Below are 17,670 nucleotides of genomic sequence, written 5' to 3' on the forward strand. Positions count from 1 at the left end.
TCTCTCAACTGGCTAGTATTCTTGGTGATAGAATTTCTGGTAGTTCAGATAATCCTGTAATTACGGCTATCTAATATATTATTTTATGGTTTACTTTATGAAAAAGTATTTAACGTTTGGTCACAGTTTTCTGTGTATTATAGTCCTAACACTCACTGGCTGTAGTGCATTTGATAAGTCCTTTGGTTTCAGAGGCCCGATAGTTGTAACAATAGCAACCAAAGATGGTAAACAGCCTGAAGCGCCATTTTTAATTAAATCTGCGCATGTTGAGTATGGAGGTCATGGGGGAAGTGGACATAGAATGGGCTATCTTTATGAAAGAATTGGCGATGCAAACCAACCGATTTTATTTCCAAGGGAGCACTTAGATCTCAAATATCCTAACGCTTATGCGTTAATACACTTCGAAGTGTACCATCCTATGTACCATATTAATTATTCGAGTGCTGGTTTTGCCCCAAGCAAAGCTGATGACCCAATTCCCTTTGCAGTTGAAGTGGCTCCGCTGGAGACAGTTTTGGCTCGAATAGAAAAAGAGGCTGAGCGCGCGAGCTTGGCGATGGAGCAGCTCGCACCGGATAGCTCAGAATATTACCGTCAGAGTTCGTTTTTTGAAGAGGCTAGATACAGTTTAGGAACTTTGGTATCACAGCATATTTATTCCATAAAAACCAACTATTTACCAGTGCTTCCAAAAGAAATACAAAAAGCGGTGAGAGAGAAATATAACCCGATATTTAAAGAGTTATATTATCGCTATCCTGAAACCGATTGTTGGAATTCAGTAACCTGCCAAGAGCAAATTAAAAAACCGAGAGTATACGAGTATAATGGACTATAAAAAAAAGTTGGGTGTAGTTGCTTTAATAAGTGCTATCAATTGGCCTTGTTTTGCTCACGATACCAATACCACTCATCCTAGAATTACTGAAGTTATCAGAAAATCACTAGAGAAATTAGATGGAGAACACTCTGCATATTATCAACTGTATCAACTTCATCCAGACTATGTAATAGAGCGTCTAGGTGTTGCTCAGCAGAATGCTACGTTAAACAAACCTTATCCATACCTTTGGGGATATGACCCTCAATTCAAGACATTGAAAGATAAAAAGATGGACGAAGACGAGGCTAGCCCTGAGTACCCGGCCTTTAGAAAGAAAAGTTTAAATGTACTTGATGGTGTGGTGATGGAGGACACGCCGCTGAGCCGAGTAATGTCGCATTTTCAACATGCTTACACAGGTGCTCCTCTTTCTATGAATGACTGGCCACTGGTTCTAAATGGCTTGGTTAATATATACGGTGCATTAGAACCTAGTGAGATTACGGCTGGACGCTTTTTTAACAGTGCAATTTTAACAATGGGATATCTGAATACCCTGGATGACCTCTATGAGATGGCACCCACAGAAGAGTGGAGTTTGGAGCAGCATGGCCGGTTATTAAGCGGTGCAAAAGCAATGTGGATGTTTGGACACGCACTGCATCATGCTGAAGATATGAGTTCGATTGCTCATGTACATGGTGACGCTCATTTAACTCTGGCTCGGGATGCTCTTGGCGAACCTGATGATTACGAAGCACACTTTATTCCCAGTAAAATATTTGAATTTATAAGCGAAAAAGTAGTTGATACATGGTTCATTAATTCAAATGAAAGCAAACTCATCACTCATTCAGGCCAAATATGGGGGCGCAAAAGCGATCCATCTCATGTAAATACTTTAGATAATTTGCTCGATCCCAACACCATGGCAAAGGGCATATATAATGTTCCGTTGTTTCAAGCACATCTTCCAACTGACTTTTCGGTATTTTACGAGCACGATAGAAGTTATAAAAGTCCATATAGCTTACGGGTAGAAGGAAAATACTACTTCTTCGATAGAGCCGCGACTAAAAGAACCTTTAAAAAAGCTGGCAAGCTGTGCGGAGGCGGTGAACTAAGCATGATGTTTTATTTTGGAGACTTAGCTGATTTTGAATCAGATAAACGCCCAAAATTAAACCTTTGTGGTTTGGCACTTAACTTTAAATCTCGCCGACGTCTGCCTCAGTATGAAATCATGCATGCGGCCGCGAAATTAGATGAGGAGAGTGGCGAGTTTAATGCGCACCGGTTTAAGTTCAATGGATATTTCAATAGTCTAGACTCTGATTGGTGGGAGGCCTCGGCATTCGGTGGGCCTAAAGGACTCTACTATATTGAACAGACGATGAAAGGGGTGGATTACGAAAGTAATTCCAATGGAAAGTTAATAAAACCTGGTGAGCTTCTGTTAAGACCAAACTTCATCAGGAAAGATATCACAAAGCCTTTTTCTAAAGATAACCCCTTAGTTAAGACTTGCACTAAGTCTTCTGTAGAGCAAAAGCGTTGCTTCAGCGGTGATAGTTTGTTAGAGCGTTACGCTGAAGTACTTATCCCATATTCTTTGAAATTTTTAACAGGCTATAGTCAGTTTTTTTACGACGTTGCCAACCTGCCTCCTTATTTGCAGCAAGTTGAGGTTGTTCAAGGAGGAGAAGCAAAGTATGGGATGAAGTGGCAAGGAAAAATAAATCGGGATGGAGACATTACGTTATTTGACGAAAATCCTTGGTTTCATCGCGATGCGAAAGAAAAATTTTATTTTATATCAGAACGATATAAGGCACAGACAATTCCACATTTGCGCTTTTTAAGTCACCAAGAGGATATTACTCTTCGATTAAAATTTAACGAAGCAATACGCCATCCGAATACCGAAGGTAGCTCATTTGCTCTGGGCTTTTCTCAAAATGGCAAGGACGTCATGCTAAATACCGAAGATTTGGAATTTAGTGTATTAAACGATGGACAGTTTTCAGGTTGCACCGTTGTAAAGGCGTCCACTAGACAAACGGGTAACTGCTGGGAAGTTAAGGTGAGTCCCGGGGTATTGAGTTCTTTATTTGGGGATGGTCTAAATGGTCGCGTGCAGTTATTGGTTAAGGCTGCTGACCTCAATAACCACAGAGATCAAGAAGGCAACCCAACTGATAGCCTTACTGAGGGGAGCTTATTAGATAGTACACCTAACACTCCTGCGAGACGAGTAGTGACTCGCACTGGCCCAAAATACACAGTCCATAACGAGAAATTTTCTCAAAACGAAAATCGATACTCTTGGCATTCAGGTACTTCTTTACCAGGAGAAATGTTTGGTAGTTATGCTAAAAAAGTCGGCGCATTTGCATATGACCCGGGGATCGATCGAAATCACGTATTACTCTTCGATACTACAAAACCGGAAATTAGGCTTGAAGTAAAAGCGGGAGAGATAACCGCAGAACCTAAGAAGGAGTAAAGAAATGGCATTTTCTAAAGTTATATTTCTAAGCTTGCTGCTTATTTTTAGTGAGTTTAGCTTAGCTTTGTCATTATCAGAGCAGGTACAGCTTGCAGATACAGTTGTACAAGGAAAAGTAATGTCAAAGCGGAGCGAATGGAGAGATGGGCAAATTATTACCCTCAATCAGGTGTTAGTTCGAGATGATTTGAGTGCGTCCGCAAAAAATATACCGGCACGAAATGAGATTGTAATCACTCAGCTAGGAGGAACAGCCTTGCACCCAGTGTTAAATGTGGAGGTAACACAACATATTTCACATCAAATTTTACTCCGTGAGGGCGAAGAGGCTCTGTACTTCACCAGAAAAAGTGAACTAGGTGAGCAACGTTTAGTCAGTGGAGCTGACTCGGTGGTATTTATTCAGGGTATAGGTTCAGAGTCTGCTACGCTGCCTAAATTTAAGCAATTGAAAGTTACAAGTTATATGGCTCCTGCTGTGAGTAGCCTAGGACGTAGCCAAGAGAGCAAATCATCAGCAGCTAGCCAAGCTGTGCTTGAGCAAGAACCGTTAACTCTAGCTCAAGGAAAAAAGCGGATCAAAGAGCTGCTTAAGCAAAAATACGGTGTAGAGGGACGAAAATGAATAATATTACAACTAAGGCATTATTACTTGCTCTGTTGATTATTAACACACGTAGCGCGCACGGTAATGAAGCAGACTCTATAGAAACCTTGAAAGCCATAATGGGTGAAAAGAGAGTCGCGCCATATCAACGAACGCAAAAGATCCCACATCGTCAAGAAGCGCTCGCTCCTTTAGCTCGAATAGCGAATCTGACAAAACCAAGAAAAGAGCCAACAGCCAAAGTTATACACTTAAAGCATAAGGCAGTAAATACAGTGAATTTCACTAATAAGTTTGTGTTAACACGTGTAGATGCTTCAGCTATTGCGTTAGGTGCCATTGGTATTGAAAGTATTAAGAACCATTCAGCGATTGCCGTCAAAGCTGAGAGTAAAAAAACAGATAAACAGACAAGTAATAAGAGCATAGATCCCAAAAAGGATATGGGGAAGTTAATAAATGAAAAGTAAAATAATAGCTGTTTTGATGTATTTATGTTGCTTTACAGCATTATCAAAACCAAATTATATACAGTTCAATGTGACACCTCACAGCAGTGAAGTTATTTTTTCTCAGCCACTGAATATAGATTTTATTGATAATGCAGCGTCGCATATTCGCCTTGACTCTAGCCATAATGAATTTGAAATGACGATCAAGACGTTGGCTACCAAAGGAGTGGTAATTTCTTTACCAGAAAATACCACAATGGTATCAAGTCGTCAGATGCCAGTTGTCTATTCTCCTAAATGGGAACTGGACTATGGAAAATATATGCTGTCGATACCAGGCATTAGTATTTACCCAATTGCAGTGGATGCAAAACAAGGTTATAGCATTTTCAATTTAGCAAACCTTCTTTTAACAAGAAAAATTGAACGCCCTCTGAGCGAATTCTTTTTTGTAATCGGATGGTGGGATAATCAACGGGATTTAATTGATTTCCCTGTCAAGTTACTACGTGTAAAGCAAAATGATAAATTTCAAGACTACAGGCTAGAAGCTCTATGTGATATTGATTTATCTCTGAAAGAGGCTATCACTTTGTTTAATAACGCGAATCAACAAGATGTGCGTGAATTAGCTGTACGACAAAACTGTATTAACTAAACAATAAGAATCTGAAATCATGAAAATCGCAAACTGGATTTGCTTATTACTATTTTTGGTGATATTCCCGGCATTTGGTGGAAGTCCAAATTGGCAATTCGATAGTTCAAATCAACCTGTTCCAGTCAAGTGGGATGCTAATAATCAGCCCTACGTATGGAGTTTAAACGAGTCAGGCTATCCTCCCTTAGAGTTTAATATTTTAGAACAAAAGTTACGAGAAGCTTTTGCCACTTGGCAAGCTTTACCTGATAGTAATGTAACATTCTCTTATGGCGGAACCACACCTGAAACTGGCAAAGGGCGAGGTAGTGCGCTGGGACCAAATATTGATGGGTATAACGTAATTTCATTCGCTAACACTGCACATGAATTCCCAGAACCTGTATTGGCTGTTTGTTCCTCCACAAGCATCAACAAAGAGCTTGAGATCACCGACGATAATGCCGATTTAAATGGTGATGGGATAAATGATATTCCACTTGGGTTTTATCCTGCTGGAACTATCTTTGACGCTGATATCTTTTTTGACGGTGCAAAGGTCTTTTCTGATCAACTTATCTATAACGTTGCACTTCATGAGATAGGCCATTGTATTGGGCTTGCTCACAGTTCTTTGCCATATAGTACTATGTACCCTACTCAAGATACGGATATTGAGCGAGGTTCATTGCTAAAAGCAGATGATATCAGCACGCTTGCAAGTTATATGGGAAACGCTGACACAAAAACTCGTTATGGACGCATTTCTGGTCAAGTGCTTGATGGTGTCTCTGGTAGAACGATCACTGGCGCGCATGTTATTGCAGTAAATAGTGATACCAAAGAGTCAATTGTTGGTACTTACAGTTTAACCAATGGGCAATACGACTTATTTGTACCGATTGGGAAGTATTTTTTAAAAATAGAGCCTCTGGATTCCTCACATGTTGGCTTGGAAGCTGAGCGGCTTAATATACTGGTGACTAACCCTGACTCTACGTTCTTTGAACGAGAGTATTATGACCCTAAGGAATCTTCGTATGAAGAAGGGGTTGAAGAGCCTCTGTTATTTGATGTTACTGCGGGTATTGAAATCTCAGATATCAATTTTTATATAAACCAAAAGGCCACAAGTGAATTTAAATTTCCTTTAAAAAAAGGGTTGAATTACTTCGGCTATCCTCAATTAGTGCCTTTTGGTCTAACGTCTTATGATTTATTAAGTCAAGTTTCTCAGTTTATTGAAGTAAATAGAATAGAACGCTTTAATACTGAAACTGGCGGTTTCGAGTTTGCTTTCATGCTTGATGGCCAGCCACAAGGTGTAGAATTTGACATTCAATCAGGGGAAGGTTACCTAATAGCCAGTGAAAGTGATGGTGAACTGGTATTTCCTGGTGGCACCTATTGTCACCAATTTCCCTTGAAAAAAGGGTTAAATTTGGTTTCTATCACTTGCCCTCCAAGTGATTTTGATTCTTATCAAATGTTAGAAGCAATCGGCAGTTCTGAAACGGTTGAGAGTATCAGATACTATGACTCTAATACCAAAGCATATCGAGAAGCTCGATATGAGGGAGGAGTAATTGTTGGTGATAGATTTGATTTGCCACATGGAGTAGCTTTAGAAGTTCGTATGTTGGTAGATAGTGGAACTTTTCAGCTATCAAAGCAGGAAATTTCAGCGCCAACTATCAACTATATTTCTCCAGGCGTAACGCTACCACGTGGTTATGTATTAATATCCGGAGAAGGTTTTACGGCCGAAGTCGGTGAAAATATCGTTTTGGCCGGTAACAAAAGACTAGCAGTCCAAAACGCATCCCATAACTCATTACTTGTTCAAATTCCAAACGATATAGAAGCCGGGGAGTATATGCTGTCAGTGACAGTAAATGGACTAAAAAGTAATGAAGCTACATTAAGTATCATGCCCAATCAAGTATTGGAAAACAGTGAGTCTTTAACACAGTTGCTCTCTGGAATGAAAGTAAGAGGAGGAATTGACGCCTTAGGCGAACAAGACGTTTATACATTTGTAGCATTAGCAGGTTCAAAAGTTAATATTCAATTACTCCCACTGCAGAGTAGAGCAAAGCTCGGTCTCCAAATGTTAAACCCAAATGGAGGAATGCTTCTGCATCGAAAAGCTAGTGTAGGAGGCACCTATATAGCGGTACAAAACTTTGAAATTGAGGCCACAGGGATTTATACACTCGTTATTTCATCTGAAATGGTGAGTGCATATCAGCTTTCTATTGATATTGATGCGCCAACTGGTTCGGCTAAAACGTCTGTGCTTCTAGGTGAGGGTCAGACTGCAGTAAAGGGGACTGAGCTTGCTGAACCAATATTATTGCTAATTACAGATAAAAGGGGACAACCTGTAGCAAATGCTGATGTGGTTTTGACGCAAAAAAGTATCGCGTCTGAAGAGGCTAAAAAGCTTCAAGTTATTAAACGTAACTCATTAAAAAAGAATGAGAGTGCTCCAAGTCCCGCTGCCGCTAAAGCAGGGCTCACCGATACGCAACTAGAGTCATTAAAATCTGATAGCTATGGCATGGTCGCAGTTAAAGTTGCAGCTCCAAATCTAGTTGAGGATTTTCAACTAAGAGTAAGTGTTCCTGGAATACCTGATATTGAACCTATCCTTTTGACTGTAAAAGTTATTTCTGCACCGGTGGCAAAAATAAATATAGAGAAAACAGAACAGAATTGTGGAAGTCAATGCCCTGTTGGAGAGGTGCTTCCGGATCCTTGGGCTGTAACTTTTTTAGATGCTCAAGGAAATGGTATTAAAGACTTGAGAGTGGATTGGTTGATCGTTTCAGGAGAAGGTAAGTTAGGAAAAAGTGCGTCTTCTACTACTAAACGAACTTTACAGGTTGATACCGATGAAAACGGGAAAATAGAGGTTTATCATAAGCTTGGCGATAAGTTATATGTTAATGGAGGCAATAGCGACATATCAAATTCATTGGTAAAAATCCCTCAAATCGCGATGATGGCTATTCCAGGTCAATCCGCCCCCGTTATTTTTACAGCTGAAGCAAAAGCTGGTGCCATTAGCCGCGTAATTTCTAGTAGTTTAACTGATCTCCAAGGAACTATGTATACACAAAGTTTTAACGCATTAGGATTAATAGCAAAAGATGCTTATGGTAATCCTGTCAGTGATGCTGAGGTAAAGGTTATTTCTCCAACTCCAGACTCGGGAATTGAAATTTTACCTGGTGACATACAGGGCGTACCAATAAATGGATTTCGAACGAATAACCGTGGTATTTGGTTAGCTGATATAAAGATGAGTGAGGCCATTCCAACAATAGATGAGTTTGGTAATAAAGATACTCAAGGCTTAGCAGAAACTTATGTCATCAACCTTCAAATAGGCTCTAAGGCACTAAAGTACAAATTAGATATTGATATGGGGCCTATTTTACTTACCCAAAAATCTGACCGGAGAATAACAGCTATTGTGGGGCAGCCTTTGGAGGAAGAAATAAGCTTCAAGCCACATGGATTTATGCGTAACTCACAATCAGAACCACTCACAGGGGAAAAGGCGATGTGGAATGATGTAATGGAGTGGAAACTAACCGGAGAAGGATATCGCTGGGAAGGGCCTAAGAGCGCATATGCAAGGGATGATATCACTAGAATTAAAGACTTTACAAAAGTTATGCCGACTCATCAAAAGGCCGATGATATTCACTTTTCAGTGCTTAATTATGCTGATGAAGGTACAGAAATGGAGGTCATAGATAGTAAATTAGTCTGTAAAGAGGATAAAGATATTTGGCAATGCCGAGGTGAAGACCAAGTTCATTATTATGCTCACCGCGCTGGGAAGGTTAAAGTAACAAACGTCGGTGATTTCTATGCAAACCAGCCCGTTTTTGTTAAAGCTGTAATTCCAGAATACAGACACGGTATTTTCGTGGGTGATACGTATGATACTCGATGGGGAATCGTTAGAGAAACGTACTATAAAGACTTAACTGGTTACGCAACAATTTATCCTAAGCCAATACAGCTCTCATTCGTTATAGAAGATCCCTTTTCAAGCGGTAGTGACGATCTATCCAGCTATCCGGGAATTGGAAATGTTAGTGGTATAGACCTTCAAATGCTCAATATCACTATGCCGAATGGAACGGTTATTAATGCAAGTAATTTACAAGACTCTATTCAATTAAATCAGTCACCTAACTTTGCTCAGCTATGGCTAGACCACCATCAAATTGGCGTCATAACAGAGGAAGTTTTGCACCTAAAGCCAGAGCACATGCAGCTTATCTATTCACCAAAGGCCTCAGAGCTTAATAAGGGGAGTAATACATTTAAATTGAGCATATCTGATGCATCAGGCAATAGCGCTGCTGAAGCAAGTTGCACATTTACTTACCCAACGTCAATTAAATGCCAAGAGTAGGGATACAATGAGATTTAAATCGATAATTATAATTTTATTTTATTTTATTAGCAGCATCTCTGCTATGGCACTAGAAGTACACCCATCTAGCGTACTACATTCTGATGTGAATACTCGATCTTTTATTGTCGCGTGGTCTGCACCTGCGGAAAGTCGAGGCACTGTCAATGTGTATTTAGATCCGAAAGGCACTCACCCAGTCTCTTCTACTACACGTGAAGCACAGTTTACTTACACTGATGATAAAGTAATCAAAAATAAAATGACGGCAATGGGGTTATTTAGGACTCGGGTTAAAGGACTATCCGAAAATACCTATTACTATTACCAGATACGTCAAGAGGATAGTAATGGTAATGTAAAGCTAGTACCTGAGTCTGGCGCATTATTTTCAGTAAAGACAATGGCAAAAGAGGGGGTTGTCTTAAATGACACTGTCGCTGCATATATCGAAGATAAAACGGCTGATAATGCGGTTGGAAACCTTGTTTACTTCTATTTCCCTAATGCCAAATACCCGCTGTCACATATTGTGGGAGACTCTTTGCCTGACAATATGGCTGCGGTGAGCTTATCAAACCTTTCAGACGGTGAAACACATATTAGCCAGCTAAGTACCAATGTAAATATTATTGGTCATTCAGTGCGCGGTTTAGACAATAATCAAGTTAAGTTAGCTGATAACTCACAATCAGGTCGACTGCAAATATTAGCAAGCATTATATCTGTGAATGATAATAAGGATACTGACGGTGACGGTATTCCTGATTGGTATGAGAAGGTGAATGGTTTAAATATTAACGTTGATGATTCGTTAGATGATTTAGACAACGATGGATTATCGAATATTGAAGAATTCCAGTTGGGTACAAGTTCGAGCGTAGGTGATACAGACGGTGATGGGATAAGTGATTATCAAGAAGTCAAGGTTACAGGTACATCGGCAACCAATAGTGACAGTGATAATGATGGCTTATCGGATTACCAAGAGTTGACTGTTTACAAGACTGATGCACTTGCAACAGACACGGATGGTGACGGATTCTCTGATAGTGACGAGATAAAGGGGGGGTTTGATCCCAAAGATGACAAAGTGCACCCTCCTTATGCAGACGCAGACAAGGATGGTATTGCTGACAAGGATGATAACTGCCCAGCATTGCCAAACCCGAGTCAAATAAATACAGATGATGATGAACAAGGTGATGCATGTGATGACGATGATGATAATGACGGAATCAAAGATTACAACGATAATGCGCCTCTAGTACCGAACTCAGGTCAAGAAGATAGCGATGGTGATTCAGTCGGTGACGTTATAGATAATTGCCCATTAGTATCAAATGAAGATCAAAGGGACAATGATACCGATGGGCTAGGAGATCTGTGTGACGACGATGATGACAACGACACTGTGCTGGACTATCAACAATTGGGAGAGCCTTCAAATCAAGCTTTGCTATTACAACGCCTTTATAAAGTAGAAAGTGTTAACTTAGAGTATTCAAAGAGCCAATCTTCAAAGCTTTACTTTGTAAAACAGTCCATTGATTCTAATCAACAAGTTTTACTGGGAGAGTTTGATCTATCGCTTCATAGGTATACTGAATTTGAGTTAACTGAAGAAAGTAAAAAGATGATTGGCCAGTTGATTACAACTATTGACCCATATAATTGTGAGTGTGTTGTGGTGAATCAACCTAACAGCCAATTGAAGCTTACTACCGAAGATGGTGTTTCATATATACGCATTCCTAGCCATACACCAGAGAGGGGAGCTGTTCAGTTTGCCTCCTCTAATGATGGCTCTGCTTATAAATCTTACAGCGCACAAGATCACGCTTCGTTGATGAACCTATTGTTATCTGGAAGCGCATTTGTTTCTCTTGATAATTGTCAATTCGTTCCTAATAAAGATCAGTCTGATGTTGATGAGGATGGGAAAGGGGATGCTTGCGATATATCAACTCAAGATCTAGATGGTGATGGAGTATCAAATGCGAATGATAATTGCCCACTAATCCATAATGAATTACAAGAAAACATCGATGGTGATGAGTTTGGGGATGCTTGTGACGAAGATATAGATGGTGACGGCCTTACGAATGATGTAGAAATAAACGAGTTGTATACAGATCCGAGAAATGCGTATTCATGGTCTAATTCCGTTTCAGATGGAGATGCAGATTTCGATAACGATGGATTTAGTAATCAACAAGAATCTACGCAAGGTACTGGACTTCTTGTTCCAAATATTAAGCTAGTTAAAGGTAGAAATTATACATACTACCCCACCGAACTATTAGATCTCCCGCGAGCGTCTGAACTGGTGAGACGGTTGGGTGGTAGTGCAAAAGTTCAAGGCGTCTCTACTCTTGGTATAGATGGCGAAGTTACGGCTGAATACACATACGATGGTGAAAGCTGGGTAGGTGATGATTTTACTTTAGAGCTGATGCAAGCTGTTATTATTGATGCTGTTGAATCGAACATTATTCCAATTACAGAAAGCTCTAGTTGTAGTTCCATCGCGCTTCAATTTGGTATTAACTTTACCGCCTTACCTTGTATAAGGAACGGTCAATCTGCCTTTGGGTTATTGGAGAAGTACGGAGAAGGGAAACTAGATTCTATTACAGGTGTGAACTCTGACACTGGTTTATATCAAACCGCTAAGTTCGTGAATGGCGAGTTGTCTGGAACGGACTTTCCTTTATTGGCTACTCAGGGTTTTAAATTGCAAGTTACCTCACCCTTTACATTAAAATTTCCACCAAGAAGTGAGCATGGGGTTACATTAACAAATATCGAAGATATCAGAATTGTCTCATCGTCGAAGATCGATATTTTTGGGTTTATTGATACTCAATCTGGAGTACTTCTAATTAATGGAGAAGCGGTTCAGATCCGTGATGGAAGTTTTAGACTGAATGATTTTAAATTAACAGAAGGTGAAAACAGTATTGTATTAAAGGGAAGAGACGCAAATGGAGGTACCATTTATTTAGAGTTCTCAGTGAAATATGCAAAACCACCTTTATTTGATATCACTTCCCAAACAGATGGGCAGCTTCTTTATGCCAAATCTGTCACGGTAGCAGGAAAGCAAGAGGGAGCAGAGCGCATTGTAGTTAATGGGGTTGAAGGGGTATTAAATGGTGACCTGTTCACTGTATTTCCTGTACCACTGTCTGCTGGTGAAAATAAACTAAAAATTGTTGCGTATGGTAAGTTCGGTGTAACGGCTGAGAAAATGATAAATTTGCGAGCTGAACCTCGTCTACTTACTTTACCAGCAGGAAGCGTCGAAGAAATTGAGCTATTTCAAAGCTTCAAAGTAAGTAATAAATGGTTGATCACACTTCCTGAATATATAACAGTTGACTTCGACGGTAAGCAGGTATTTGCGAGCAAGGCCTCCAGAGATAACGCCTATCCAAAGTTATCTACTTATGGGTTTAAAGCAAGTATCACAGATAATGATCCCTCAATGAATCCAAGTTTGGGGATTAAGTTTGAGTCTATTGGTAGTGATCCTACATACGGTGTTTATCAATTTAGTGTTCCCATGACTTTGAAAAATGCATTCATTAAGGCTAATTACACTGAAGAAGCTTGGATTCAGCTGACTTTGGTTAAGCCTAATGGCGGCGCCGCTATGGTAGTTACCTCACACCAAGATGGTGAAGTGGAAAGTTCACCTAATACTAGATATCAAGGTTATGTAATTGCTGCGGAAACACTAAAGTATCAAGGTAAAAATATAGATATTCAGGAAGGTTTTTTTGATATTCCTGTTAACCTTGAACCCGGTCGAAATTATTTGGAGTTTGAGCTCAGCCGAAATGGAGTACTTAGCACCGAAATATATCGACTAGACTATTATCCAGATGAATACCCCCAAATTAAGGTATTTTCACATAGCCATGACCAACATGTTTCATCTAATAATATCGTATTATCAGGCTCAGTTTCTGAACCCAATGCTTTGCTATCGGTGAATGGTCGAACTGTCGCACTGGAGGATGGTCGTTTTTCCGTAGATATCCCTATTACCGAAGAAGAAAATTGGATTACGATCAATGCAGAGTATGAAGGAAGAGTTAGCGTATATAAACTTAAAGTAAATAAACGCACTTATACAGCCAAGTATTCAAACCTACTTGATAGGGAAATAATTCATACCGCATGGCCTTCCATAAAAGTATCAACTTCATCTGGGTTAAAAAGAGCTAGGTTTAATAATGGTTCGTGGGTAGAAGCTATAGATGAAAATTCTGTTCAGTTTGATTTCACATTTGAAAGTGGGTTGAAAGAAGGAAAAAATACAGTCTTAACCGAACTTGAATTTAAGGATGGCTCAATTCAAAAGCTAACGAGAGTTTTGCGATATGAGAAATACGCTTTTGATTTAAAAGTACTTACCCCAGATACTATCAGGTTACCGCTAAAAATAGACGAAGCACTATATTCAAAAGCTAAACGTTTTAGGTTTGCATTAGGTTGGACTAGAAGCTTAGAGTCTGGCTTATTTCAGGCTCCTACTCCTGCAAGTAAAGGAACTACAAATGGAGCCTATGGCAGAATAGATGAGGGGACTATAGTAGATGATCTCGGTGTAGACGAACTGGGTCAGCGAACGATCATTTTAGAGTTTCCTTATGAAATATACCAAATATTAGTGACGCGAGGCGAGTTAGTTGATGATGCATCAACGATCCGAGTGTTTGATGATGCAGGCGAGCAAATATATTACCAATCAATACATTATTTATCCGAATTTATTGAAATAAATGAGGAGCCAAAAATAATTCTATGGAGCCATAGAGATAATGGCATTGTACGGTCAACGAGTACATCGGTGTTAGCATCTGTAGTGAATTTTATTCCTGAAAAAGCTACTTTGAATGGTAAGCCGTTAAAAATAAAAAGACAGGTTTTAAATAATGATGTAAATGAATACTTTCTGATGGGGGGGAGAGTTGATTCTCTGTTGGGGAATTATGAAATAATGGTTAGTAATGCTAGTGGGGTTCAGGTTGGTAAGCGTTTTAGTCTTAATTTTGAACCTTATAAGTATACTTTAGTTGCTGGTCAAGATCTTTATAGCTATCCAAGAGATGAAATTATTACATTTAATGAGCCTGAATATGTTTTCTCTCGAGATCGAGTTGAAAGAAATCATTCTGAAATTAATATGAAGTCACTTGTTCAAATGGATTCCAATCAAAGTAATATAGACGGGATTTATATTGGAAAAGTCATTGTTGGGCTAAAAACTAATGAGGGTGGTGCTACCACAGGGAAGAAGCGAGTAAATCATTATGTCAATTTGCCAGATAACAGATCTCCCATAACAAATAGTCGGAACTATTTAAGTTATGTTGATGTTTTGGGTACGTCTGATTCTGTTCCTGATATTACTTTAAAAGAGCCGATGGACGGAGGAGAAACATATTTCTCAGTGGTTAGGGTAAAAGTTGATACTAATAATGACAAACTTGCTGATGTCTATATCAATGGCCTTCCTGCGAAAAGGTATTTTATAGGAGAAGGTGGTTATGTGAGTGTTATATCAGATTTCGATTCTTATCATTATTTGGACCTACCTTTAGAGCTAGGTGATAACGAGGTAAAGATAACCGCACACTCTACTTTAAATGATAACGTGTCTGAAAAAACAGTCGTATTTAAGCGTAAGGCGATGCCGAAACCGGCCTTTGAGATAGGCACTCCTAGGCAAAATGAGTTATTTAAAGTATTTAACGAGGGAGCTAAGCCTGTAACAATAGACGGGATAATAGATGTTTCAATTCCGGTTAATAAGGTACTGGTTGATGGTGTAGAGGTGACTCTTCGCAAGGATGGTAACTTTTTATATACCTCAGAGTATAGAGTTGGTGACCACCAAATCGTAGTGGAAGCCATTAACGACGCAGGGTCAACACAAAAGGTTGTTAACTTTTCCGTTGCTTTTGGCAGTCCAACATTAAAGCTAGACTCTCCTAACGAGGCTGAGTTAAATACAATGTCCGAAAAGATATTAATTCACGGCTCGGTGGACGATAAGAATGCCCAACTGACAATCAATGGAACCCCTATTTCGGTCGACTCTCAGGTAGGAGATTTCGAGTTGGAATACTATCTAAACCAAGGGGAAAATATGATACAGATCGTTGCTACGAATAAGTTTGGAGAGAGTAAAAAACTACTAGTAGTCAACAGAGTTGTTGCGGATGAATCCCACCTTGAAGTTAGAATTGATGATCCTGCTCAAAAAGAGTGGCAGTTGAAAACAACAAGTGATGTGATATCACAGTTAAACCGTTATCGAACTTCTTTTATGGACCCACTCCCACATGGGGTTCAGGTCAATTTTACTTATAAGAAACTGTTGGGTTCACCTGCAGATACTATAGTGTTTGATTATCACGTGTATGTAGGCCAATCGACACGTCCAGGTATGTATACAATACCCGTAGCAATCGATTTGCTTGATGCTAGTGGTAACACAGTACATACACATTTCTTGAATATCTTTTTGTATGTAGGGATAGCAAGGCTCCAAGTCAGTTTTGACAATCTAAGGCAAGAACAGAAAATAGGTACAAATGAATTTCAAGTACGTGGAAAGGTTAACGATCCGGAGGCTACCTTAGATATTAATGAGCAAAGTGTGGTTCTCACTGAACATGGAGATTTCTCACATACACTATTATTGAGTGAAGGTATTAATCAAATAGTGGTTCGCGCCTCAACGGCTGAGCAACACGTGAATAAAACGATTATTGTAAGTGTTGATACGGATGAGCTCATACTAAATATGCAATCTCCTACTGAACAGGAGGGTTATTCGCAATCAGAAGTGTTATTTAAAGGCAGTATTAGCGACCCTCTGGCATCTGTGATTATTCAAGGGCATCAGGCTACTGTTGATGCTCAAGGAGAGTTCTATAAGCGAATCAAGTTTGCAGAAGGTAAACATCAAGTTTTCATCGATGCGACTAATGGTTATAAATCTGTCCGTAAAAGCGTCAGTTTTGAAGTATTACCTCAGCCACTATCATTTGAAATATTTAGTCCAGTTGAAGGGGCTGAGTTTGACAAAGGGGAAGTAACTATTAATGGTCAAGTGTCTCATGCAGACGCAAAAGTTACAGTCGATGGAAAGCTTGCCGATGTAGATTCCATAGGGGCATTTTCGGTAACTTTAAATTTGGATTCTGGTGAGCACCGTTTGCAAATTAAAGCTGAACGTAATGGCAAACTGGTAGAAAAGTATTTGATGCTAAAAGTTCGTGCGAGTTCTCAATCTGAATATATTGAACTAATACAAGGTGGCGTGAGTGAAGTTATAACTTATGAGGTGCCCTTAACAAGTGAACAAAGAGCATTAGTCAGAAGATATTCATATAGTTTGTCATTAAGACCTTATGGGACAAACTTTCAGATACTTAGAGTCTATGGTACACGCTCAGGAATTGGGTTCGATTATCAATATAGTGCTTCACAGAATGCTGCAATTGATCGATACCCGATTGAGTTAACTTTGACTCTAAAGGATTCATCTAATGCGACGATTAGTTCTGAAATCGTAGATCTTATATTGGTTGTTCAAGACGATAACCCTGAACAGTTAGACCTTGAGATTATTTCTCCAGAGCCAAACTCAATAATTAACTCAAACTCTGTAACTATCATGGGTCGTGTCAATCAAGTAGATGCATTAGTAAGAGTAAATAACGAAAACACAGATATACAAAATGACGGGACTTTCACCAAGCGTTTAGAGCTTAGCGATGGTCAACATCAAATCATGATAGTTGCTGAGTTCGAAGGACAACATCAAAGTAAAATCATTCCGATCAGTGTAGATGGCAGCACACCTAGGGTTATTGTTAATGTTGCTGCGGGACAGTCCGTTCCTGTTACTGTAAATGTATCGGCCTCTCAAAATGTGATGTCGCAGGTACGAAATTTGTTTAGTCAGTTTTCGAATATGCCTGCTGGTGTGAAAATTGATACTACGGGGGCGTCTTTTGTTGACAGTGAGACAATAAGAATGAGTTATAACTTAACTACGCAAAATCAAATATCTGGGGCAGAAATCAATGTAGTTATCACTTTGAAAGATGGGGCTGATAATGCTCTACTTGACTATCCAGTTATTTTTGAAGTGAACCCAAGATAAAGGA

7 protein-coding genes are annotated in these 17,670 nt (G+C 39.5%); all 7 read left to right on the forward strand.

The window, feature by feature from the left end; all coding sequences use genetic code 11:
* The first annotated feature begins 97 nt into the window (after positions 1-97).
* Genes EXT48_RS23280 through EXT48_RS23310 form a run of 7 tightly spaced genes read left to right on the forward strand, consistent with a single transcriptional unit; the run spans position 98 to position 17,666 of the window.
* Positions 98-844, forward strand: a complete 747-nt coding sequence (locus tag EXT48_RS23280; RefSeq protein WP_130165993.1) for a hypothetical protein — start codon at positions 98-100, stop codon at positions 842-844.
* Positions 834-3,335, forward strand: a complete 2,502-nt coding sequence (locus tag EXT48_RS23285) for a hypothetical protein (RefSeq protein WP_130165994.1) — start codon at positions 834-836, stop codon at positions 3,333-3,335. Before EXT48_RS23280 ends, EXT48_RS23285 begins: the two co-directional genes overlap by 11 nt.
* Before the next feature lie 4 nt (positions 3,336-3,339).
* Entirely contained in the window at positions 3,340-3,963 is a 624-nt protein-coding gene (locus EXT48_RS23290; protein ID WP_130165995.1) for a hypothetical protein, read from the forward strand.
* The gene (locus EXT48_RS23295; RefSeq protein ID WP_128726253.1) at positions 3,960-4,415 is read left to right on the forward strand and encodes a hypothetical protein; all 456 of its coding nucleotides are present in this window, start codon (positions 3,960-3,962) and stop codon (positions 4,413-4,415) included. The genes EXT48_RS23290 and EXT48_RS23295 overlap by 4 nt, the downstream gene beginning before the upstream one ends.
* The gene (locus EXT48_RS23300) at positions 4,405-5,055 is read left to right on the forward strand and encodes a hypothetical protein (RefSeq protein ID WP_130165996.1); all 651 of its coding nucleotides are present in this window, start codon (positions 4,405-4,407) and stop codon (positions 5,053-5,055) included. The genes EXT48_RS23295 and EXT48_RS23300 overlap by 11 nt, the downstream gene beginning before the upstream one ends.
* Before the next feature lie 19 nt (positions 5,056-5,074).
* Positions 5,075-9,475 (forward strand): matrixin family metalloprotease, encoded by a 4,401-nt coding sequence (locus tag EXT48_RS23305; protein WP_130165997.1) that lies wholly within the window; start codon positions 5,075-5,077, stop codon positions 9,473-9,475.
* Entirely contained in the window at positions 9,402-17,666 is an 8,265-nt protein-coding gene (locus EXT48_RS23310) for a thrombospondin type 3 repeat-containing protein (RefSeq protein WP_130165998.1), read from the forward strand. Before EXT48_RS23305 ends, EXT48_RS23310 begins: the two co-directional genes overlap by 74 nt.
* Positions 17,667-17,670 lie beyond the last annotated feature (4 nt).

This window comes from Pseudoalteromonas sp. CO348, from assembly GCF_004208845.1.
GTDB classification, from domain to species: domain Bacteria; phylum Pseudomonadota; class Gammaproteobacteria; order Enterobacterales; family Alteromonadaceae; genus Pseudoalteromonas; species Pseudoalteromonas maricaloris.